Raw genomic sequence first — 22398 nt, forward strand, 5'->3', positions numbered from 1 at the left:
GCAGGCCGCCGAGCGCGGCGCCGGCGTCCACCCGCCAGACCGGCCCGCCGGTGCCCGCGCGGCGCAGCGGCGCCCGGCACGCGACGGCCAGCAGCCACGCCGACAGCACCTGCCCGACGATCACGATGGGGACGACCTCGATACCGGAGATCGCGTACGTGCCCGCGACGGCGCCCGCGCCGACGCCGAGGACGGTCCCGCCGAGCACGCACACGCCGCCCGGCACCGCCCGCACGGCGAGCCCGGAGGCGAGGAACGCCAGCGCGAGGCCCTGCCCGATGACGATCGCGACGTGCGCGCCGGTCAGCGACTGCCACCCCGACGAGGCCACGAACGCGGGGCTGGCGAGCACGAGGACCTGCAGCGCGAGGAACGGCCCGAACGCCGCGGCGCCGAGCGCGTCCCGCCACGAGACGCCGGGCGCGGTGACGGGCCCGGACGCCAGCTCGCGGTAGAGCGCGGCGGCGCCGACACCGACGAACGCCAGGCAGGCCAGCCAGGGGCCGAGGCCGTCGCGCCACACCGCGTCCCAGGTGGCGAAGCACATCCGCACGGCGGTGTCGATGGACAGGCCCGCGACGGTGGCCGTCGCGAACCCCACCCCGGACAGGCCGCGGGCGCCCTCGTACAGCGCCGCGACGGCGAGCATGCCGACGGCGGTGCCGGCGAACGCGAGCCAGGTGCGCGGGTCGACGGCCTGCGCGAGCAGCCGGACGGCGAACAGCCCGCCCACGCCGGCGAGCAGCAGCCCGCGCGGGCCGGCGAGGCGGCGGATCAGCGGGGCGGCGAACCCGGCGAGGTAGACCACGAGCACCGCGCCGGCGGCGGCCGCGGTCCCGGCCTGGTCGGCGAAGTGGTCGAGCTGCGGCAGCGAGAACCTCAGCGTCTGCGCCAGCACCGCGACGGTGACGGCGATCAGCGCGAGTCGCGCGGGGCCCTGCGGGACGATCGGGGGGCCGGCCGCCGCGGGGCCGCCGGTCCTGGTGCCTACGTCTGTGCTGGCCAATTGAACGAGTGCTCCCGGGGGACGAGCGGACCTTCGGGACATGCGGATGCTGGGGGGCGCCGCGGACCGGCGCGCGGCCTCGGAGCCATGGTGGCCTAACCGAAGCACGGCCGGAGGCCGATCCCGAAAGATCGTTCTCCGGCCGTGCTCAGTATGTCACCGGCCGCCGCGCGGGGCCGCCTGGGCGGCCGCGCGCGGACGGCGCGTCAGGGCCTCACTGGCCGCCGGAGAGCTTCTCCCGCAGCGCGGCGAGCGCCTCGTCGGTGGCGAGGGCGCCACCGCCGGACTCGCTCTCGCCGCCGCCGGAGTAGGAGGTCTCGCCGCCGCCGCCACCCGCGGGCTCGGCGCCGGCCTCCGCCTCGGCCTTGCGGGCCTCTTCGATCTGCTTGCGGTGGGCGTCGAAGCGGGCGCGGGCCTCGGCGTACTGCCGCTCCCAGGTCTCGCGCTGCTCGTCGAAGCCCTCGAGCCACTCGCCGGTGTCGGCGTCGAAGCCCTCGGGGTACTTGTAGTTCCCCTGCTCGTCGTACTCGGCCGGCATGCCGTACAGGGTCGGGTCGAAGTCCTCTTCCTCGATCCCCGCGGCGCCCTCGTTGGCCTGCTTGAGCGACAGGCTGATCCGGCGCCGGTCGAGGTCGATGTCGATGATCTTCACGAAGATCTCGTCGCCGACCTGGACGACCTGCTCGGGGATCTCCACGTGCCGCTCGGCCAGCTCGGAGATGTGCACCAGGCCCTCGATGCCCTCCTCGACGCGGACGAACGCGCCGAACGGCACCAGCTTGGTGACCCGGCCCGGGACGACCTGCCCGATCTGGTGGGTGCGGGCGAACTGCTGCCACGGGTCTTCCTGGGTCGCCTTGAGCGACAGGGAGACGCGCTCGCGCTCCATGTCGACGTCCAGGACCTCGACCGTGACCTCCTGGCCGACCTCGACGACCTCGGAGGGGTGGTCGATGTGCTTCCAGGACAGCTCGGAGACGTGCACCAGACCGTCGACGCCGCCGAGGTCGACGAACGCGCCGAAGTTGACGATCGAGGAGACGACGCCCTTGCGGACCTGGCCCTTCTGCAGGGTGTTGAGGAAGGTCTGGCGGACCTCGCTCTGCGTCTGCTCAAGCCAGGCACGGCGGGACAGCACCACGTTGTTGCGGTTCTTGTCCAGCTCGATGATCTTGGCCTCGAGCTCGCGGCCCACGTAGGGCTGCAGGTCGCGGACCCGGCGCATCTCGACGAGCGAGGCGGGCAGGAAGCCGCGCAGCCCGATGTCGAGGATGAGGCCGCCCTTGACGACCTCGATGACCGTGCCAGTGACGATGCCGTCCTCGTCCTTGATCTTCTCGATCGTGCCCCAGGCGCGCTCGTACTGGGCGCGCTTCTTGGACAGGATCAGACGCCCCTCCTTGTCCTCCTTCTGGAGGACGAGGGCCTCGACGTGGTCTCCGGTGGAGACGACCTCGTTCGGGTCGACGTCGTGCTTGATGGACAGCTCGCGCGAGGGGATGACGCCCTCGGTCTTGTAGCCGATGTCGAGGAGGACCTCGTCACGATCGACCTTGACGACAGTGCCTTCGACAATGTCGCCGTCGTTGAAGTACTTGATGGTCTCGTCGATCGCTGCGAGGAAGGCTTCCTCGGACCCGATGTCGTTGACCGCTACCTGCGGGGTGGTCGAGGTGGCCTCGGTGCTGCTCGTCATGTGTCGGCTGGCTCCGGTACGGACATGGAAGTCGTATGGGTTGTGCGCGGAGGGCCGTTATCCGCCCTGCCGAGGACCGGAATGGGACGCGACCAACGCCGCGTCAGTGAACCGAACCGATGTCGCCGACCTGACCGAGCGCGAGCCTGCTCCGTCCGAAGCGCGCGCAGGCCCACAGCGCAGCGATCAGGATATGGGACCGAACTCCCGTGGTCAATCCGCCACCGGCGGGCACGGGTCAGTACGTCCGCGCGTAGGCCCTGTACCACTTGGCGATCCGGTCCTCGGCCGCCTTGGGAAACGTCACCGTGTTCGGGTCCCCGTCAGATGTGTACCGCTCATCGGGGTTCTTGTCCAGGTACTCGAGCCAGGCCGTGGAGCAGTACTTGGTGCAGTCGTTCTCCTTGATCTTGCCCTCGGAGCGCACCCGGTCGATGTTCCACCGGTCGAAGTCGGCGTCGAACGGGGACACCGAGGGCCGCCACCCGGCGAGGAAGATCCCCTGGAAGGCGTACCGGCCGTCCAGCTTCTCGGCCCAGGCCTTCTTCTTCGGCACGGCCCCGAACGGGTACGCGAACGTCGTCGTGTGCGCCCCGGTGAGCCGGACGATCCGGTCCTCCATGTCGCCGATCTCCTTGTGCACGCCCTTTTCGGACATGCCGGAGAGGCTCGGGTGGGACACCGTGTGGTTGCCGAGTTCGAACCCGTGCTGCTGGAGCCACCGCAGCCCGGCCGCGGCCTGCGTGTCGTCCATCCCGAACAGCTCCTTGTTCAGGTAGAACGTCGCGACCGGCCGGAACCCGGGGTTCTCCCGGGCGACCTGCTGGATGACCGCGACCGCCGTGTCGGGCTTGGGGTTGCCCTGCGGGTCAAGGCCGAAGTGCCCGGGCGTGCTGTCGTCGAACGTCAGCACCACGGGGTGCTTCCCGGCCGGCACGTCGATCCGCCCGCTCACGAACTCGGCGGCAGTGATCGGGTAGTAGCCGTCCTTGGCCAGCCCGGTCAGCTCGTCGTAGAGCTCCTTGCTCGACCGGTCCAGCGACAGCTCGGGCTTCTTCATGATCCGGTGGTACATCAGCACCGGGATCTGCCCCAGCTCGTTCGCCTTGACGGCGGCCGCTCCGGGCGCCGCCGCCGCGATGGGCGTGGACACCACCGCGGTGGGCGTGGCGCTGCCCGAGGCCCCAGAAGCCCCTGGCACCGGCGTGGTCCCCGCCTTGGCCGCCCGCGCGGTGGGCGTCGCCCCCGACGCGGCCCCGACCCGCCGGGCCACGTTCTCCTTACGAGGCTCCTTCCCGCTCCCGGGAAGCGTCAGCCCCAGGACCACGGCGCAGACGATCACAACTCCAGCGATCTTGTGAAGGAGAGGCACATTACCCCCGCCGGTCGACCCGATCAGGACCAGGAGGACAGCGTACGACCCCCCGGACATCTACGGACACCAACCGACGTACCCATATGACCCTCACCCACCACCCCCGCCCCGCCCCACAACAAACCAAGTCCGAAAACCCCCGGTAAAACCCACCCACCCCCGAAAAACAACACCCCCAAAACCCAAGCCGACAAGCAGTCCCCACCACAACACCACAAAGGACACAAGCCCACAAAAGCCGCAATTAACTCAAAACACCCAACTCGACACCCTCTCCGGCCGCAGTCCAAGCACCCCACCACCGCTCACACGACGGCGATCACGCTCTCAAGGCGCCCCAGGCCTCCCGAAGGCACTCCGCGCCCGTGCGACGCCCGGCTCTACCCAGCCGACGGCGTCGCCCCCCAGATGCGGCCACGCGCACTGACACGTCGCGGCGACACGTAGCAGCGTGACGAAAAGGGCCATGCGGAGCAGCCACCACCACGGCAACCGCCCCACCCACCGAATGCCCCCAACGGTTGCGGCTGCCGTCAACGCAGCCGGCCCCGTCCAACCAACGAGCCGCCAGGCGAGCCGTACGCACTCCCGGCATGCCCTACCGAGACAGCCGCAGCCCGCACCGCAGCCACGCGACGACCCAAGCCTGGCGATCGCACCGAAGGCAGGTTCAAGCGAAGCGAGAACCTGATCGCGCAGCGAGCCACTGGGCAAGCCTTACGCTCCGACCGGCAACGACCTCAGCCACCGCAGCACCCCGCAACAACCTGGGACTCGCGATCGCGTCCGAAGGCAGGTTCAAGCGAAGCGAGAACCTGATCGCGCAGCGAGCCGCCAAGGCGAGACGAAGCGATGCCAGCGATCGCCGCAGTGCCCGACGATGGAGGGCCGCCAAGGCCCGAAGGAGGAGGCCACTGCAATAAGCACCGCAACAACCTCAGCCACCACAGCACCCCGCAACAAGCTGGGGGCCGCGATCGCGTCCGAAGGCAGATTCAAGCGAAGCAAGAATCTGATCGCGCAGCGAGCCGCCAAGGCGAGACGAAGCGATGCCAGCGATCGCCCGCTTTTATCGACGATGGAGGGCCGCCAAGGCCCGAAGGAGGAGAAAAAAGCAATTAATGCGCAGCATCCTGCCAGGTGCGGCCGGTGCCCATGGAGACGCTGAGGGGGGCGTGCAGTTCGTAGGCTCCGGCCATCTGGGTGCTGACGAGGGTCTTCAGTTCGTCGAGTTCGCCCGGGGCGACTTCGAAGACGAGTTCGTCGTGGACCTGGAGGAGCATGCGGGAGGTCAGGCCGGCGTCGCGGAGGGCGCGGTCGACGTTGAGGCTGGCGACCTTGATGATGTCGGCGGCGGAGCCCTGGATGGGGGCGTTGAGGGCCATCCGCTCGGCCATCTCGCGGCGCTGGCGGTTGTCGGAGTTGAGGTCGGGCAGGTAGCGGCGGCGGCCGAGGATGGTCTCGGTGTAGCCCTCCTGGCGGGCCTTGGCGACGATGTCGTGCAGGTAGTCGCGGACGCCGCCGAACTGCTCGAAGTACTCCTCCATGAGGCCGCGCGCCTCGTCGGGGGAGATCCGGAGCTGCTGGGAGAGCCCGTAGGCCGACAGGCCGTAGGCGAGGCCGTAGTTCATGGCCTTGATGCGGGCGCGCAGCTCGGAGTCGATCTGCTCGGGCGGCAGCCCGAAGACGCGGGATGCGGTGATGGTGTGGAAGTCGGCGCCGGAGCCGAACGCCTCCAGCAGGGCGTCGTCCTCGGAGAGGTGCGCCATGATGCGCAGCTCGATCTGGGAGTAGTCGGCGGTGAGGAGGGACTCGTAGCCGTCGCCGACGACGAACGCCTCGCGGATCTGGCGGCCTTCGGCGGTGCGGATCGGGATGTTCTGCAGGTTGGGGTCGGTGGAGGAGAGCCGGCCGGTGGCGGCGATCATCTGGTTGAAGGTGGTGTGGATGCGCCCGGCGTCGTCGGCCATCGGGATGAGGGAGTCGACGATGCTCTTGAGCTTGGCGACCTCCCGCCACCGGAGGATGTGCTCCAGGACGGGGTGCCCGTCCTTCTCCAGGAGGGTCGTGAGGGCCTCGGAGTCGGTGGTGTAGCCGGTCTTGGTGCGCTTGGTCTTGGGGAGGTTCAGTTCGTCGAACAGGACCTGCTGGACCTGCTTGGGCGAGCCGAGGTTGAACTCGCGGCCGACGGCGGCGTGGGCGAGCTGCTCCTGCTCCTTGACCTGGCCGCCCAGGGACGCGGACAGGCCGGCCAGGTGGTCGGCGTCGACGGCGATGCCCGCGCGTTCCATGCCGGCCAGGACGCCGACCAGGGGCAGCTCGACGTCGCGCAGGAGGCGGGTGGCGCCGCGCTTGTCGAGGTCCTTGTCGAGGACGTCGGCGAGCTCGGTAACGGCGCGCGCGCGGACCGCGAGGGCTTCGGCGGCCTCCTCCTCCCCGGAGCCGTCCAGGGTGAGCTGGCCGGAGTCCTCGGTCTCGCTGCGCAGCTCGCGGTGCAGGTAGCGCAGGACGAGGTCCGCGAGGTCGAACGTCCGCTGGCCGGGGAGCGCGAGGTAGGCGGCGAGCGCGGTGTCGCTGGTGACGCCCTCCAGCCGCATGCCGCGCGCGGCGAGCGCCAGCATCGGCCCCTTGGCCTCGTGGATCGCCTTCGGGCGGGCGGGGTCGGCGAGGTAGGCGGCGAGGGCGCGCTCGTCGTCCTCGATCAGCTCGGTCGGGTCGATGTGGACGGCCGGGCCCTTCTTGGACGCCAGCGCCAGCGCGGTGATCTCGCCGGTGCCGCGGCCCCAGGTGCCGGTGACGGCGACGCCGGTCCGGTCGGCGGTGTTGGCGTCGAGCCAGGCGCCGAGCGCGCCGGGTTCGAGCGCCTCGACCTCGACGTCGAAGCCCTCCTCGGCCTCGGGCTCGGCCGCCGAGATCGTGGCGTACAGCCGCTCGCGCAGGACGCGGAACTGCAGCGAGTCGAACAGGGTGTGGATCTCCTCGCGGTCCCACTGGCCCATCGTCAACTGCGGCGGCGTGAGCTCCAGGCCGACCTCGCAGTCGAGCTTGTTGATCTGCTGGTTGCGCAGCACGCCGGACAGGTGCTCGCGCAGGCTGTCGCCGGCCTTCCCCTTGATCTCGTCGACGCGGTTGACGAGGGTGTCGAGGTCGCCGTACTTGGTGAGCCACTTGGCGGCGGTCTTCGGGCCGACGCCGGGCACGCCGGGCAGGTTGTCGCTGCTCTCCCCCACGAGGGCGGCGAGCTCGCGGTACCGCTCGGGCGGGACGCCGTACTTGGCCTCGACGGCGGCCGGGTCCATCCGGGCCAGCTCCGAGACGCCGCGCACCGGGTACAGGATCGTCACCGAGTCGTTGACCAGCTGGAACGCGTCGCGGTCGCCGGTGACGATGAGGGTCTGCATCCCGGCGCGGGCGGCCTGGACGGACAGCGTGGCGATGATGTCGTCGGCCTCGAACCCCGCGACCGACATCCGCGGGATGCGCAGCGCGTCCAGCACCTCGAAGATCAGGCTGACCTGGCTGCGGAACTCGTCGGGCGTCTTCTGCCGGCCCGCCTTGTACTCCACGTACTGCTCGTGCCGGAACGTCGGCTCGGAGCGGTCGAACGCCACCGCGATGTGGGAGGGCTGCTCGTCGCGCAGGACGTTGATGAGCATCGAGGTGAAGCCGTACACGGCGTTGGTCGGCTGCCCGTCGGTCGTGGAGAAGTTCTCCACGGGCAGGGCGAAGAACGCCCGGTAGGCCAGGGAGTGGCCGTCGAGCAGAAGGAGCCGGTCGCGCTTGTCAGGGGTCGTTGGTGAGGTCGCCACACCAGGACTCTAGTCTGCGCGTACGACAGTTTTGTGGAGGCGTAAGTGACTGACACCGACGGCGCGAGCCCGCACGACCCGATCGCGAAGATCCTCGCGGGGGGCGAGTTCGACCCGCAGGGCGACCTGGCGAAGACCATGGGCCTCGAGTACCTGGAGGCGTCGCCCGAGCGCGTCGTGGGCCGCATGCCGGTGAAGGGCAACACCCAGCCCTACGGCCTCCTGCACGGCGGCGCCTCCTGCGTCCTGGCCGAGTCGATCGGCTCCGCCGGCGCCGCCCTGCACGCGGGCCCGGGCCGCATCGCCGTCGGGATCGAGATCAACGCCACCCACCACCGGTCCGCGACCGAGGGGTACGTCACGGCCGTGGCGACCCAGGTGCACGGGGGCCGCACCCTCGCCACCTACGACATCGTCATCACCGACGACCAGGACCGGAGGGTCTGCACCGCGCGCCTCACCTGCATGCTGCGCGACGCCCCGTCCGGCGGCTGAGGCGCCGCCCGCCCCACTGACGCGCCTTGATCCGCACTTTCTTTGCGATGCGCGGCCCCGGGTCTGTAGCGTGGATCAGACCGGCCCGGGGTCACCGAGTAGACAACGTACGCGCCCGGGGAAGGTTCGTACGGCCCCAAAGGTGACCCCGGGTCAACGCATGTCCGGGGCCGACGGCGCCGCCCGCCCCGACACCGGTGTAGGTCCGTCACCGGTTGCGGTTGCGTTGCGAAACGATCCCGCCCGTTCACCCGGCCCGCCCGCCGGACGTACCTTCCGAGGCATGCGCCACCCTCACTCGCGCACCCGCGGCCCGCGCCGCCGCCCCCGCGCGGGCACCGCCCTCGCTGGCGCCGCGCTCGCGCTCGCCGCGCTCGCGCTCGCCGGGTGCTCCGGATCCGGGCACGCCACCTCCCTCCCCGACTACAAGATCCCGGCCGAGAAGGCGCGCGAGGGAGAGGCCGTCCCCGAGGGCAGGACCGGCAAGAGCGCCGACATGCGGTTCACCGTCGTCGGGTTCCGCGAGTCCATGACCGACGTCATGGGCACCCACGCCGCCATGGACGCCAAGGGCGCGTTCACCCGCGTCCGCCTCCTCGCCGTCAACACCGGGCGCGACATCCAGGTCTTCGACACCTGGAAGCAGCGGCTCGTCACCACCGACGGCAGGACCTACTCCCCCGACGTCAACGCCACCATGATCAAGCGGCAGCCGGAGCGGATCTCGGTCGGCGCCTCCATGCGCGTCGAGTTCGACCTGTGGTTCGACGTCCCCCGCGGCGCGAAGACCAAGGCCGTCCGGCTGTACGGCTCGCCGCCGGTCGGCGCGACGAGCGACCCCGCCCCCGCCGAGATCCGGCTGCCCTGAACGCGCGAGGCCCGCCCGGCCCGGACGAACCGGACCGAGCGGGCCTGAGACGCCCGGACGAGCCGCTACTCCGGCTTGTCCTCCTCCGAACCGGCCTCCGAACCGGCCGCCGAGCCGGCCGCCGGACCGCCCGCGGCACCGGCGCCGTCGCCGAGCTCGCCGCCCAGGTAGGCCGCCCGGACCTCCGGGTCGTCCAGCAGATCCGCCGCCGGAGCCGACTTCACCACCCGGCCCGTCTCCAGCACGTACGCCCGGTGCGCGATCTGCAGCGCCTGCTGCGCGTTCTGCTCCACCAGCAGGACCGTCGTGCCGCGCCGGTTGATCTCCTGGATGATCGAGAAGATCTGCTGCACGAGCATGGGCGCGAGCCCCATCGACGGCTCGTCCAGCAGCAGCACCTTCGGCTTGGCCATCAGCGCCCGCCCGATCGCGAGCATCTGCTGCTCGCCGCCGGACATCGTGCCGCCCATCTGCTTGCGCCGCTCGGCCAGCCGCGGGAACAGCTCGTACGCCTCGGCCAGCTCCTTGGCGGAGTCGTCCTTGCGGGCGTAGGCGCCCATCAGGAGGTTCTCCTCCACCGTCATGCCGGGGAAGATCCCCCGGCCCTCCGGCGCCTGCCCGATGCCGACCAGCACCCGCTTGTGCCCGGGCATCTTGCTGATGTCCCGGCCGTCGAACCGGATCGCGCCCGAGGACAGCGGACGCAGCCCCGAGACGGTCTTCAGGGTGGTCGTCTTCCCGGCGCCGTTCGCGCCGATCAGCGTGACGATCTCCCCCTGGCCGACCTCCGCGCTGATGCCCTTCAGCGCCGCGATCTTCCCGTAGTGGACGTGGATGTCACTGATCTCAAGAAGCATCGGCCGGAGCCCCCAGATACGCCTCGATGACCCGCGGGTCGTTCTGCACCTCGGCCGGCAGGCCGTCCGCGATCTTCTGACCGAAGTCGAGCACCGCGACCCGGTCGCTGATGCCCATGACCAGGCTCATGTCGTGCTCGATCAGCAGCACCGTCACACCGGTGTCGCGGATGTCGCGGATCAGCTGCTGCAGCGCCACCTTCTCGGCCGGGTTCATGCCCGCCGCGGGCTCGTCCAGCAGCAGCAGCTTCGGCTCGGTCGCCAGCGCCCGCGCGATCTCCAGCCGCCGCTGGTCGCCGTACGGCAGGTTCTTCGCCGCCTCCTCGCCGCGGTGCGGGATGCCCACGAGCTCAAGCAGCTCCTGCGCCCGCTCGCGCCCGCGGCGCTCCTCGCTGCGGTGCCACGGCAGCCCGAGCGCCGCCCCGACGAACCCCGTCCGGTGGTGCGCGTCCGCGCCCACCATCACGTTCTCGACCGCCGTCATGTTGTGGAACAGCCGCACGTTCTGGAACGTGCGCGCCACGCCCAGCTTCGTGACCGTGTACCGCTTCTTGCCGTCGATGCGCTTCCCGCGGAACACCACCTGCCCCTCGGTCGGCCGGTAGACGCCGGTGGTCACGTTGAACACCGTCGTCTTCCCCGCCCCGTTCGGGCCGATCAGCGCGAAGATCTCGCCCTCGCGGATCGTGATGTCCACCTTGTTGAGCGCGACCACGCCGCCGAACCGCATGACGACGTCCCGCAGCTCCAGGACGGGCGCACCGCCCTCCGCCTCGCTCACTTGCCCTCCTCCACGGCGGCCGCGTCGGACTGGCCCGGACCGGCCACCTCGGCGCCCATGCTGCCCATGCCGCCGGTGCCCTCGGCCAGCTCCGCCTTCCGCTGCCGGGACGGCCACAGCCCCTCCGGACGGAAGATCATCATCGCCACGAGCGCCGCACCGAAGATCAGCATCCGGTAGTCGTGCAGGAACCGGAACCGCTCGGGCAGCCACGCCAGCACCGCCGCGCCCAGCATGACGCCCGGAAGGTTGCCGGAACCGCCCAGCACCACGCCGGCCAGGATCAGCGCCGACACCAGGAACTCGAAGTTCTGCGGGTTGATCGAGGTGATCTGCGCGGCGAACACCACGCCGCCGCTGCCGCCGATCGCCGCACCGATCGCGAACGCCGCCAGCTTGAACTTGAACGTCGGCACGCCCATCAGCTCCGCCGCGTCCTCGTCCTCCCGGATCGACGCCCACGCGCGTCCCACCCGCGACCGCTCCAGCCGCTTCACGAAGATGATCGCGAGGACGATGAACAGCAGCAGCAGGTAGTAGTACGGCCGCGCGTCCAGCAGCCCGTACTTCAGCGGCTGCACACCGAGGATCTCGAACTCCGACAGCGACGGCGGGTGCGGGATCTCCTGCACGCCGCGCGGCCCGTTCACGAACGAGCTGTTGTTCGCCGTCCGCTTGACGATCTCACCGAAGCCGAGCGTGACGATCGCCAGGTAGTCGCCGCGCAGCCGCAGCGTCGGCGCCCCGAGGATGACCCCCGCGAGCGCCGAGAACCCGATCGCCAGCCCCAGCGACTCCCAGAAGTTCCACCCGTAGCGCGTCGCGAAGATGGCCATCGTGTAGCCGCCGACCGCGTAGAACGCCACGTACCCGAGGTCCAGGAGGCCGGCCATGCCGACCACCACGTTCAGCCCGATCGCCAGCAGCACGTAGATCGCGATCTGGCTGCTCAGCATCGACGCCCAGTCGCTGCCGCTCGGCGCCATGAACGAGCCGATCGCCTCGCTCGGCAGCAGCAGCCCGCCGACGACCAGCAGGAGGTACACCACCCAGCGCACCGCGCCGGGGGCGCCCGCCCACCAGTCGCGCAGCGGGTCCAGGGAGAACATGTCGCGCCGCGAGGCGAGGCCGCCCGCGCCGCCCTTGCCGTTTCCGTTCTTCGTGAGGTTCATGCGCGCGCCTGCTGGAGGGACTCACCGAGAATGCCGGTGGGACGGAACATCAGGACAAGGATGAGCACGGAGAACGCGACCACGTCGCGCCACTGGGATCCGAAGAAGCTCGAACCGTACATCTCCAGCAACCCGAGGGTGAAGCCGCCCACCAGGGCCCCCCGGATGTTGCCGATGCCGCCGAGCACCGCCGCCGTGAACGCCTTGATGCCGAGCAGGAAGCCGACGAAGTAGTTCGTGCTCTCGAAGCGCAGGAAGTACAGCGCGGCGGCCACACCGGCCATCACACCGCCGACCAGGAACGTCACCTGCACGACCCGGTCGATGTTCACGCCCATCAGCACGGCCGTCTCCGGGTCCTGCGCCGTCGAGCGGATGCCCCGGCCGAGCTTCGTGCGGTTCACGAACTGGTCCAGCGCGACCATCATCAGCACCGCGCCGATGAAGACGATCAGCTGGTCGTTGCGGATCAGGATCGGCCCGAAGTCCACGACGTCGGACAGCTTCTTGAAGTGCTCGTTGACGTCGAGCTTGCCGCCCTCCTTCGACGTCCCGAACACCTTGCTGATGAGCACCGTGCCCATCAGCTGCTGGATGAAGATCGACGCGCCGATCGCCGAGATCAGCGCCGCGAGTCTCGACGCCCCCCGTTTGCGCAGCGGCCGGTAGGCCGCCACCTCCAGCAGCATCGCGCCGCCGCCCGCCACCGCGCCGCCGACGACGGCCATGAGCGCCACCACGCCGATCAGCGCGACGCCGCCCACGGCGGACACGTCCAGGGTCCGCACCGTCCACAGCGCCGCGAACGTGCCGACCATGAAGATGTCGGCGTGCGCGAAGTTGATCAGCCGGAGCACGCCGTAGACCATCGTGTAGCCCAGCGCCAGCAGCGCGTAGATCGCGCCCAGCGCCAGGCCGTCGACGGTCGACGGCCAGAATTGATTGATGAAGTCGTCGAGCACCTTCGGTCGCCTTCGTCAAAAGGAGCGGGAGCGCTGTAGCGCTCCCGCTCCCGCGCCATCAGGGGCCCCCGGGGACCGGGGGCGGGGTCCGGGCGTGGTGACGCCCTACGAGACCTTCGCTTCGTTGCTGTTGCCGAGCAGCGGCAGCTTGTCGTCCTTCACCTCGTAGATGAAGATGTCGTTGACCGCCAGCTCACCGTTGTCGGCGAACTTGATCTGCTTCCCGACGCCCTGGATGTCCTCGGTCTTGAGGTAGGTGTTGATGTCCTCCGGCTCGGTCTTGCCGGCCTTGACCGCCTCGATGATCGCCGTCGCGGCGTCGAAGCCCTCGGTCGAGTAGATCGCGACCTCGGAGTTGTACTTCGCCTTGTAGTCGTCGGCGAACTTCTTGGCCTTCGGGTTCGTCTTGCCCTCGGCGTCGATCAGGCAGCCGCAGCTCAGCAGCGCGCCCTGCGCGTTCTCCTTGCCGGCGCCCTCGATCAGACCGGTCGCGAGCGAGCCGTCGCCGGACATCATCTTGCCCTTGTAGCCGGCCTCGCGGAGCTGCTTGAACAGCCGCCCCGCCACCGCGTAGTAGCCGCCGAAGTAGACCGCGTCCGGCTTGAACTGGTTGATCTTGTTGACGGTCGAGGAGTAGTCCGTCGCCTTGTCGTCCACCGCGTCGGTCTGGGTCTGCGCGCCCTTGGAGCCGGCGGCCTTGGCGATGGCGTCCGCGAGGCCCTTGCCGTAGTCCTGGTTGTCGGAGACCGTGAAGATCTTCTTCGCCTTCACCGAGTTCACCAGGAAGTTCGCGGCGCCCTCGCTCTGCGCGGCGTCGTCGGCCACGACCCGGTGCCAGTACTTCCAGCCCTTCTCGCCGAGCGTGATGTTGGTCGCCGACGGCGACACGCTCGGGATCTTGGCCTCTTCCAGGATCGGCGCGACGCTCTGCGACTCACCCGAGAACGCCGGGCCGACCAGCGCCACGATCTTGTCGTTCTTGACCGCGCCCTGCGCCAGCGTCGTCGCCTGCTCCGGCTTGCCCTGGCTGTCGTAGGTCTTGAGCTTGATCTTGACCTTGGGGTTCGTGGCGTTGTACTGCTCGACCGCCAGCTGCGCGCCCTGCTTGGGCGGGATCACCAGGCCGGAGTTCTCACCGGTCAGGTCACCCATGAACCCGATAGTGACCTCGTTGCCGCTGCCGGAGCCGCCATCGTCGTCACTACAGGCCACGGCGCTGAGCGCGAGCGCCGCGCTCACCGCAACCGCGCCGGTGATCCTCATCTTGTTGCGCCGCAAGGTGCCCAACCTTTCCATCCGGATCCGGGAGGGGATCGGGTACGAGTTAAGCCCCGACGCCGGCGCCTCAGGGGAGGAAACCGGTCACTCGGGGACCAGCTATGTCGTACACCGTCGACCCACCCCAGAACAGGACCCCCGGATCGAAGGGTTACTCGTTCGTTACTCCCCTGTGCCCATCCGACACCATGCATTGCCTGGGACGATTACCGAACGTGACGACCACGGTCCACGCGCGGACCTGCGCTTTGGACCTTGACAAACCCGGGATGCGACGGCGCCGAGGGGTCAGCCCGCGGCGGACTCGTCCTGACCTCCGGAGGCGCCCGCGACGACCGCCTCGGCGACGGCCCGCATCGTGAGCCGCCGGTCCATCGAGGTCTTCTGGATCCACCGGAACGCCTCCGGCTCGGACCACCCGTGCGCCTGCTGCAGCAGCCCCTTCGCCCGGTCGACCACCTTGCGGGTCTCCAGCCGGTCCTGCAGGCCCGCGACCTCGGCCTCCAGCGCGCGCAGCTCGGTGTACCGGCTCACCGCCATCTCGATCGCCGGCGTCAGGTCGGTCTTGGAGAACGGCTTGACGAGGTAGGCCATCGCGCCCGCCTCGGTCGCCCGCTGGACGAGCTCGCGCTGGGAGAACGCCGTGAGGATCACCACCGGCGCGATCCGCTCGGCGGAGATCCGCTCGGCCGCCGAGATGCCGTCCAGCACCGGCATCTTCACGTCGAGGATCACGAGATCGGGCTTCAGCTCCCCTGCTAGCCGGACGGCCGTCTCACCGTCACCGGCCTCCCCGACCACGTCGTAGCCGTCCTCCTGAAGCATCTCCTTCAGGTCCAGCCTGATCAGGGCCTCGTCTTCCGCGATCACAACTCGCCGAGCACTCTCCACGCCCCCGAGCCTACCGAAACCCGCTACCCTGGTCCCCGTCGCCCCACACCAGGGAGACCGACCGGGCAAGAAAGGGACATGTCCGGATAAATGCCGGGATGGTGGAACAGGTAGACACGAATCCCTCAAAAGGATTTGTCCGAAAGGGCGTGCGGGTTCGAATCCCGCTCCCGGTACCCATGTGCGAGCACTTCTCCTCGCCCCCAAGCATCACGCTGGGGGCGTTGCCGCATCGAGGTGGCGCCTCTACCGCAGGCAACGCACCATCGGGAGAACTCCGTCCTTTCGCAAGGCGACGGTTGATATCAGCGGCAGAAGCCACCCATGACCTCCACAGGGAGTGATCAAGGCAGAACTGTCGGTGGTGGCCGCAAGACTGCGGCCATGTACGATCCGCGACAGCGCCCAGTGGCGCTACGCCTGCTGGCCGCAGGGTTCACCATCGCCGAGGTCCACCGCCAGACCGGCGTCCCCAAATCCACACTGGGCTACTGGAAGAAACATCCCGAAAAGGCCGCGAGCCGCACCCCTCCTTTATGCCCCCGGTGCCACGACCGGGCGGTCGATCCCGCGGCCTACTCCTACCTTCTCGGTCTCTATCTCGGAGATGGGCATCTCGCCCGGCAGCACAACGGCGTCTACCGGCTGGAGATTGCCTGTTCCGACGCGTGGCCGGGCTTGATCGACGCGGCGGCCGAGGCAGTGGGGACAGTCCTGTCGTCGCGAGTCGGGCGCCGCCAGAACTCCAAGCACTGGCCCTGCCTGTTCCCCCAGCACGGGCCTGGGGCGAAGCACACCCGGAAGATCGAGCTGGAGGGGTGGCAGCGGGAGATCGTCGACGCGCGCACGGAGGAGTTCGTCCGCGGACTGATCCACTCGGACGGGTGCCGGGTCATCAACCGGGTGCGCAAGCGTCTCCGAGGCGGGGACCGATGGTACGAGTACCCCCGCTACAACTTCGCCAACGTGTCGCTGGACATCCAGAGGATGTTCACCGGTGCGCTGGACCGGCTCGGGGTCGAGTGGACGCAGATGAACGCGCGGAACGTCTCGGTCGCGAAGAGGGAGGCGGTGGCGCGGCTGGACGGGTTCGTCGGGCCGAAGTACTGAGGGTGCGCGGGTTTCCGGAGCGTCGTGGAAATGAGACCGGGCGGTGATTAGTGCCCGGTGGGCAAGGTTCTGGGACCGGCCGTGCAGGGGCCGTGGGAGGAGCCGGGCACCGCGCGGGGTGCGGGTCGCGCGGTGCCCGGCAGGATGGTGGTCAGTGCGGGATGGCGATGGCGTCGCCGAGGCTGTGGACGCGGAGGGCGTTCGTCGAGCCGGGCGTGCCGGGGGGCGAGCCGGCGACGACGACGACCTTGTCGCCCTTCTGGCAGCGGCCGATTTCGAGGAGGGCCTGCTCGACCTGGCGGAACATGGCGTCGGTGTGGTCGACCTGGGGGACGATGAAGGTCTCGACGCCCCAGACGTGCGCCAGCCTCCCGCGGACGGCGGGCACGGAGGTGAAGGCGAGCAGCGGGATGGGCGAGCGGTAGCGGGACAGGCGCCGGGCGGTCTCGCCGGACATGGTGAAGGCGGCGAGGGCCTCGGCGCCGACGATCGCGCCGACCTCGGCGGCGGCGCGGGCGATGGCGCCGCCGACGGTCTCAGGCATCCGCTCGAGGGTGTGGGTGGCCTGGAGGGAGGCCTGCTCGGCGGTCTGCACGATGCGGCTCATCGTGAGGACGGACTCGATGGGGTACTGGCCGACGCTGGTCTCGCCGGAGAGCATGACGGCGTCGGCGCCCTCGAAGACGGCGTTGGCGACGTCGGAGGTCTCGGCGCGGGTGGGGCGGGGCGCGGAGATCATGGATTCGAGCATCTGGGTGGCGACGATGACCGGGCGGGCCTTCTCGCGGCACAGCTCGATGGCGCGCTTCTGGACGATGGGCACCTGTTCGAGGGGCATCTCGACGCCGAGGTCGCCGCGGGCCACCATGATGCCGTCGAAGGCGGCGACGATCTCGGGGAGCCGCTCGACGGCCTGGGGCTTCTCGATCTTGCCGATGAGGGGGACGCGGACGCCCTCCTCCTCCATGATCTGGTAGCAGATGTCGGCGTCGGCGGGGGTGCGGACGAAGGAGAGGGCGACGAGGTCGACGCCGAGGCGCAGGGCCCAGCGCAGGTCGCGCTCGTCCTTCTCGGTGAGGGCGGGGACGCTGACCGGGACGCCGGGGAGGTTGAGGCCCTTGTTGTCGGACACCATGCCGCCGACGGTGACCGTGGTGTTGACGCGGGGGCCGTCGACGGAGGTGACCTTGAGGGCGACGCGGCCGTCGTCGATGAGGACGGTGTCGCCGGGGCTGACGTCGCCCGGCAGCCCCTCGTAGGTGGTGGACACCTCGCGGCGGGTGCCGGGGACGTCGTCGGTGGTGATGGTGAACTCGTCGCCGAGGGTGAGCCGTACGGGACCGTCGGGGAAGCGCCCGATGCGGATCTTGGGGCCCTGCAGGTCCGCGAGGATGCCGACGCCGCGCCCGGTGGCGTCGGCGGCGGCGCGGATCCGGTGGTAGACCTCTTCGTGGACGGCGTGCTCGCCGTGGCTCATGTTGAGGCGGGCGACGTCGATGCCGGCTTCGACGAGGGCGTGGATCTGCTCGGTGCTGGAGCAGGCCGGACCGATGGTGCTGACGATCTTCGCTCGACGGGTCACGTGCACAACCGTACTTAGTTACTTGCCGGTACGGATATTCGTGCAGGATATGGTCCCCCGGGGTTCACCCAGTGGTCTAGGTCAGAGGTCTAGACCACATGTGGCCGCGTCACCGCTTGAACGCCTCCACGGCGGCCTGGCACCACGCCTTGAGGTCGTCGGGCTTGCGGCTGCTGACCAGGACGTTGGGGCCGTCCTCGCAGATCTGGACCTCCTCGTCCACCCAGGTCGCCCCCGCGTTGCGCAGGTCGGTCCGCAGGCTCGGCCAGGACGTCATGGTCCGGCCCCGGACGACGTCGGCCTCGATGAGGGTCCAGGAGGCGTGGCAGATCACGGCGACGGGCTTGCCCGCGTCGAAGAAGGACCGGGCGAACGCGACGGCGTCGGGGTCGGTGCGCAGGAAGTCGGGGTTGGCGACGCCGCCGGGCAGGACGAGGCCGTCGAACTCGGTGTGCCGGGAGACGTCGACGGTGGTGTCGACGGGGAAGGTGTCGCCCTTGTCCAGGTGGTTGAAGGCCTGGAGGCGGCCGGACTGCGTGGAGACCAGGCGCGGGGTGGCGCCGGCCTGCTCCACGGCCTTCCAAGGCTCGGTCAGTTCGATCTGCTCGGTGCCCTCGGGGGCGCACAGGAAGGCGATGGTCTTGCCCTGAAGATCGTTGTTAGGCATGGTCTCCTCCATTTGAGCCGATGGGGTCGGTCAAGTCGGCTCTGTGGCCCCTGCCCGGGAACGCGGGCGGTATGCAGGCTCCGCGCACGCGGGTGGTATGCAGGAGGGGTGAACCCCACGGGCTATCGCGAGTACCGGACGCCGGGCCTGGCCTGCTCGTGGACGGCGGCGCTGCCGCCGGACGCCGAGCCGTTCGTCCAGCGCGTGCTCCCGGACGGCTGCGTGGACCTCGTCTGGGCGGGCGGCGGGATCCTGGTGGCGGGTCCGGACACGGGCCCGATGCCGGCGGTCGTGCGGCCGGGCGAGGAGATCGCGGCGGTGCGGTTCGCGCCGGGGACGGCGCCGCCGGTGCTGGGCGTCCCTGCCGACGCGCTCCGGGACGGGCGGGTGCCGCTGCGGGAGCTGTGGGGCGGGGAGGCCGACCGGCTGGCGGAGGCCGTGGCGGCGGCGGACGATCGCCGGGGTGCGCTGGTAGCGGCCGTGCGGGAGCGGATGGGGCCCGCGGATCCGTTCGTCGCCGGGGTGGTCGCGGGCCTGGCGAGGGGTTCGGTCCGGGGGGTGGCGGACGCGCTCGGGATCGGTGAGCGGCAGTTGCGGCGGCGGTCGCTGGCGGCGTTCGGGTACGGGCCGAAGACGCTGCAGCGGGTGCTGCGGTTCCAGCGGGCGCTGGGCCTGGCGCGGGCGGGGTCGCCGCTGGCGGAGGCCGCGTTCGCGGCGGGTTACGCCGACCAGGCCCATTTCGCCCACGAGGTGCGGGACCTGGCGGGCGAGCCCGTCCGCAACCTGCTGTGACCGCTTCCGGCCCGGTCAGGGCTTGAGGCGCCCGTAGGCGCGCAGGGTCCTGAGGCGTTCGACGGTGACGAAGCCGCGCCATTCGGGACGGGTGACGGGCGTCCAGATGGGGAAGGCGACGTCCCAGCCGCCGTCGTCGCCCTGCTCGTCGACGAGGGCGTCCAGGCAGGCGTCGATGCGGTCGGTGTCGAAGAGGCGGCGCCCGTGGCCGCCGGGGTCGGGGGCGAAGTCGAGGGGTTCCTGGTGGTCGCTGCGGGCGTGGGCGGCGAGGAGGTCGCGGACGCGGGCGAAGGTGGCCTCCGCGCGGTCGCGGTCGGGGACGTGGTCGAGGAAGGTCAGCACGGCGAGGACGTCGTAGGCGCCGGGTTCGGCGCCTGGGGCCTCCAGGTAGCGCCAGCAGAAGTCGGTGGCGGGTCCGAGCCACGGGTGGTCGGCGCCGGCGCGGTGGAGCATGCCGGCGAGGGTCGCGGTGGGGTTGATGGTGCCGGGCGGGTCGTCGGGGGTCTGCCACCAGGGGGCGTGGGGCGCGTCGCGGACGGTCGGCAGGACGAAGGGCACTCCCCCGCCGGCGGTGGTGATGGAGGCCAGGTAGCCGGCGACGCGCGTGACGGCGGGGTCGTCGTCGGCGCCGGCCTCGTGGAGGAACTGCAGGGCGTGCTGGGCGGGGACGGGCTGGCTGTCCTCGCCGCGCAGGTCGGGTTCCAGGGCGTGCCCGTATCCGCCGTCGGGGTTCTCGTAGGCCCTGAGGGCGGCGAGGACGGGCGCGGCGGGGCCGCCGCGGAAGTGGAGGGCGAAGCGGTGCCGGTCGATGAGGCGGGCGTTGAGGCGCATGAACTCCGCGGCGCGCGCGAGGCCGGTTCCGTGCAGGACCTTCATGGTTCCGACGCTAGGCGGGAGAGGGGCGCGCGTCTTGTAGGAATCGGACGCGGTGGGCCCGGCCACCCCAGCGGTGGGTGGCCGGGCCCCTGAGGTCCCGCGTCGCGGGGTGCGGGAGCGAGCGGCCCCGGGGTGGTCGCCGGGGGCGCGGAGGGAGCCGCGGAGGCGCCCGGCCGCCGCGGGGCGAACCCTGGCGGGACCGTAGCCGACCAGCGCGAAGACCACAAGTCGCCCCTTTCCGAACCATCGGGCGTTCCCGGCGGGACCGTGTCTGTGATCTCCTTGCGCCATGAGTGATCCGCTGGACGAACATGACGTGGCCGGTGACCCGCTCGCGGTGGTGGCCCGGGCGGCGGGACCGTACCTGGCGAGCCTGCCGGACCGTCCCGTCCACGACCGGTCGATGGACCCGCTGCTGGACGAGCTCGACGGGCCGCTGCCCGAGCGGGGGGACGGCGCGGTGGCCGCGGTCGAGCGGCTGGTGCGGGTCGGCACCCGGGCGGCGACGCACTCGTCGGGGCCGCGGTTCTTCCATTTCGTGGTGGGCGGGTCGACGCCGGCGGCGATGGCGGGCGACTGGGCGGCGTCGCTGCTGGACCAGGCCGCCGGGCTGTGGCTGACGTCGCCGCTGGCGGCGCGGGCGGAGACGGTCGTGCTGCGCTGGCTGAAGGAGCTGTTCGGCCTGCCGCCGGGATTCGGCGGCGTGCTGACGCCGAGCGCCACGTTCGCGCACGTGACGGGCCTGGCGTGCGCGCGGCACTGGTGGGCGGCCGAGCACGGCGTGGACGTCGCGTCGCAGGGCCTGGCGGGGCTGCCGGCGATGCCGGTGCTCAGCAGCGGGCTGGTGCACGTCAGCACCCGCAAGGCGCTGCAGATCCTGGGCTGCGGCCGCGACACCGTCCGGACGTTCGCCCGCGACGACGCGGGGCGGGTCGATCTCGCGGCGATGGACGCCGCGCTGGCCGAGGCGGGCGGGCGCGCGGTCGTCGTGGCGAATCTCGGCGAGGTGAACACCGGCGACAGCGACCCGGTCGCCGAGCTGGCGGACCTCGCGGAGCGGCACGGGGCGTGGCTCCACGTGGACGGCGCGTTCGGGCTGTTCGCGGCGCTCAGCCCGCGGACGGCGCATCTCGCGCGCGGTGTCGAGCGGGCGGACTCGGTGACGGCGGACGGCCACAAGTGGCTGAACGTGCCGTACGAGAGCGGGTTCTCCTTCGTCCGGGACCCGGCGTGGCTGAGCCGCGCGTTCGGCGCGTGGGGCGCGGCGTACCTGCCGGACCCCGACGGCGAGCGGGTCAACTACAACATGCTGGGCCCGGAGTCGTCCCGCCGCGCGCGGGCGCTGCCGATCTGGGCGACGCTGCGGGCGTACGGGCGGGACGGGTACCGGGAGATGGTGGAGCGCCACCTCGACGTGTCCGCCCATCTGGGCGGGCTCGTCGAGGCGGCGCCCGACCTGGAGCTGCTCGCGCCGGTGCAGCTCTGCATCGCGTGCTTCCGGTACCGCCCCGAGGGCGTCCCGGAGGAGCGTCTGGACGAGTTGAACGCGCGCCTGGGCGAGGCCCTGCTCGCGGACGGCCGCGTCTACGCGGGCACCACCACCTACCGGGGCATGACGGTGTTCCGTCCGGCGCCGGTGAACTGGCGGACGACGAAGGCCGACGTGGAGCGGCTCGTGGACGTGCTCCGGGAACTCGGCGCCCGCCTCGCCGGGTGAGGGCCGCTCAGCCCTCGTCGCCGGGCCAAGGGGCGCTCTCGTCGAGCTCGTCGAAGGTCTGGGTGAGGCTGAACCAGCACCCGGAGTCGTCCCGGAAGATCGCCTCGATCCCGTACGGGCGCTTCTGGGGCGGGTGGACGAACTCGACGCCCCGGGCCGACAGCCGCTCGTACTCGGCCTGGCAGTCGTCGGTGTTGAAGGCGCCCGCGCCAAGGACGCCCTTGGCGATGAGGGCCCTCATCTGGGCGGCGGAGTCGGGGTCCATGGTGGGCGGGCCGGGGACCATGAGGGCGAGGCTCAGTTCGGGCTGGTCCTTGGCGCCGACGGTGATCCAGCGCATCCCGCCCTCGCCGAGCGTCATGTCGTCGCGGACCTCCAGGCCGAGCTTGTCGGTGAAGAACTTCTTGGCCGAGTCCTGGTCGAGCACCCAGACGGTGGCCAGCCCGAGGTTGGTGATCATGCCG

General features: G+C 70.9%; 18 protein-coding genes, 1 tRNA gene and 1 pseudogene. 6 read left to right on the plus strand and 14 right to left on the minus strand.

Annotation, left to right across the window (positions count from 1 at the left end; all coding sequences use genetic code 11):
- The 4 genes and pseudogenes from ABWI07_RS22900 to polA all read right to left on the minus strand — a co-directional run.
- Nucleotides 1-1006 (minus strand): annotated as a pseudogene (locus ABWI07_RS22900) (endonuclease/exonuclease/phosphatase family protein); the annotation flags it as partial.
- A gap of 214 nt (nucleotides 1007-1220) precedes the next feature.
- Nucleotides 1221-2702 (minus strand): 30S ribosomal protein S1, encoded by a 1482-nt coding sequence (rpsA, locus tag ABWI07_RS22905; protein ID WP_149257226.1) that lies wholly within the window; start codon nucleotides 2700-2702, stop codon nucleotides 1221-1223.
- Between the two features lie 238 nt (nucleotides 2703-2940).
- A complete protein-coding gene (locus ABWI07_RS22910) occupies nucleotides 2941-3975 on the minus strand; it encodes a polysaccharide deacetylase family protein (protein WP_353819742.1) in 1035 nt (344 codons plus the stop codon).
- Between the two features lie 1220 nt (nucleotides 3976-5195).
- Nucleotides 5196-7886: a DNA polymerase I gene (gene polA, locus ABWI07_RS22915; RefSeq protein WP_353819743.1), complete on the minus strand. Its 2691-nt coding sequence runs from the start codon at nucleotides 7884-7886 to the stop codon at nucleotides 5196-5198.
- A 138-nt stretch (nucleotides 7887-8024) separates the two neighbouring features.
- Between polA and ABWI07_RS22920 the strand changes: the two genes are divergently transcribed.
- Together ABWI07_RS22920 and ABWI07_RS22925 are read left to right on the plus strand one after the other, a co-directional pair.
- Nucleotides 8025-8381 (plus strand): PaaI family thioesterase, encoded by a 357-nt coding sequence (locus ABWI07_RS22920; RefSeq protein WP_149257982.1) that lies wholly within the window; start codon nucleotides 8025-8027, stop codon nucleotides 8379-8381.
- Nucleotides 8382-8664: 283 nt separating this feature from the next.
- A complete protein-coding gene (locus tag ABWI07_RS22925) occupies nucleotides 8665-9249 on the plus strand; it encodes a DUF4352 domain-containing protein (protein WP_353819744.1) in 585 nt (194 codons plus the stop codon).
- Between the two features lie 65 nt (nucleotides 9250-9314).
- Here ABWI07_RS22925 and ABWI07_RS22930 read toward each other — a convergent pair whose 3' ends face one another.
- From ABWI07_RS22930 to ABWI07_RS22955, 6 genes are all read right to left on the minus strand, one after another.
- A complete protein-coding gene (locus ABWI07_RS22930) occupies nucleotides 9315-10106 on the minus strand; it encodes an ABC transporter ATP-binding protein (protein WP_353819745.1) in 792 nt (263 codons plus the stop codon).
- Nucleotides 10096-10836, minus strand: coding sequence for an ABC transporter ATP-binding protein (locus ABWI07_RS22935; protein WP_149257983.1), 741 nt, complete (start codon nucleotides 10834-10836; stop codon nucleotides 10096-10098). Before ABWI07_RS22935 ends, ABWI07_RS22930 begins: the two co-directional genes overlap by 11 nt.
- A 47-nt stretch (nucleotides 10837-10883) precedes the next feature.
- Complete coding sequence (locus ABWI07_RS22940) at nucleotides 10884-12059, minus strand: branched-chain amino acid ABC transporter permease (RefSeq protein ID WP_200841658.1); 1176 nt, start codon at nucleotides 12057-12059, stop codon at nucleotides 10884-10886.
- Complete coding sequence (locus ABWI07_RS22945) at nucleotides 12056-13021, minus strand: branched-chain amino acid ABC transporter permease (RefSeq protein ID WP_149257231.1); 966 nt, start codon at nucleotides 13019-13021, stop codon at nucleotides 12056-12058. The genes ABWI07_RS22940 and ABWI07_RS22945 overlap by 4 nt, the downstream gene beginning before the upstream one ends.
- Before the next feature lie 105 nt (nucleotides 13022-13126).
- Nucleotides 13127-14299 carry a branched-chain amino acid ABC transporter substrate-binding protein gene (locus ABWI07_RS22950; RefSeq protein WP_200841659.1) on the minus strand — a complete coding sequence of 391 codons (1173 nt, stop codon included), beginning with the start codon at nucleotides 14297-14299 and terminating at the stop codon, nucleotides 13127-13129.
- A 288-nt stretch (nucleotides 14300-14587) separates the two neighbouring features.
- On the minus strand, nucleotides 14588-15190 hold the full coding sequence (locus tag ABWI07_RS22955) for an ANTAR domain-containing response regulator (RefSeq protein WP_160160842.1): 603 nt from the start codon (nucleotides 15188-15190) through the stop codon (nucleotides 14588-14590).
- A gap of 92 nt (nucleotides 15191-15282) precedes the next feature.
- Between ABWI07_RS22955 and ABWI07_RS22960 the strand changes: the two genes are divergently transcribed.
- Both ABWI07_RS22960 and ABWI07_RS22965 read left to right on the plus strand, forming a co-directional pair.
- Nucleotides 15283-15366, plus strand: a tRNA-Leu gene (locus tag ABWI07_RS22960).
- Nucleotides 15367-15574: 208 nt separating this feature from the next.
- Entirely contained in the window at nucleotides 15575-16300 is a 726-nt protein-coding gene (locus ABWI07_RS22965; protein ID WP_353819746.1) for a helix-turn-helix domain-containing protein, read from the plus strand.
- A gap of 151 nt (nucleotides 16301-16451) precedes the next feature.
- On the opposite strand, the gene pyk is transcribed toward ABWI07_RS22965, so the two are convergent.
- Both pyk and ABWI07_RS22975 read right to left on the minus strand, forming a co-directional pair.
- On the minus strand, nucleotides 16452-17882 hold the full coding sequence (gene pyk, locus ABWI07_RS22970; RefSeq protein WP_149257233.1) for a pyruvate kinase: 1431 nt from the start codon (nucleotides 17880-17882) through the stop codon (nucleotides 16452-16454).
- Nucleotides 17883-17991: 109 nt separating this feature from the next.
- Entirely contained in the window at nucleotides 17992-18549 is a 558-nt protein-coding gene (locus ABWI07_RS22975) for a type 1 glutamine amidotransferase domain-containing protein (protein ID WP_149257234.1), read from the minus strand.
- 108 nt (nucleotides 18550-18657) lie between these two features.
- On the opposite strand from ABWI07_RS22975, the gene ABWI07_RS22980 reads away from it, so the two are divergent.
- Nucleotides 18658-19341, plus strand: coding sequence for a helix-turn-helix domain-containing protein (locus tag ABWI07_RS22980; protein ID WP_353819747.1), 684 nt, complete (start codon nucleotides 18658-18660; stop codon nucleotides 19339-19341).
- Between the two features lie 15 nt (nucleotides 19342-19356).
- Here the strand turns inward: ABWI07_RS22980 and ABWI07_RS22985 are convergent, their stop codons facing one another.
- On the minus strand, nucleotides 19357-20217 hold the full coding sequence (locus ABWI07_RS22985; RefSeq protein WP_353819748.1) for a hypothetical protein: 861 nt from the start codon (nucleotides 20215-20217) through the stop codon (nucleotides 19357-19359).
- Between the two features lie 289 nt (nucleotides 20218-20506).
- Here ABWI07_RS22985 and ABWI07_RS22990 point away from each other — a divergent pair, with 289 nt between their 5' ends.
- Nucleotides 20507-21934, plus strand: a complete 1428-nt coding sequence (locus ABWI07_RS22990; protein ID WP_353819749.1) for a pyridoxal phosphate-dependent decarboxylase family protein — start codon at nucleotides 20507-20509, stop codon at nucleotides 21932-21934.
- A gap of 7 nt (nucleotides 21935-21941) precedes the next feature.
- On the opposite strand, the gene ABWI07_RS22995 is transcribed toward ABWI07_RS22990, so the two are convergent.
- Nucleotides 21942-22394 carry a VOC family protein gene (locus ABWI07_RS22995; protein WP_149257238.1) on the minus strand — a complete coding sequence of 151 codons (453 nt, stop codon included), beginning with the start codon at nucleotides 22392-22394 and terminating at the stop codon, nucleotides 21942-21944.
- Between the last annotated feature and the right edge of the window lie 4 nt (nucleotides 22395-22398).

The organism is Actinomadura sp. NPDC000600 (assembly GCF_040492135.1).
Taxonomy (GTDB): domain Bacteria; phylum Actinomycetota; class Actinomycetes; order Streptosporangiales; family Streptosporangiaceae; genus Spirillospora.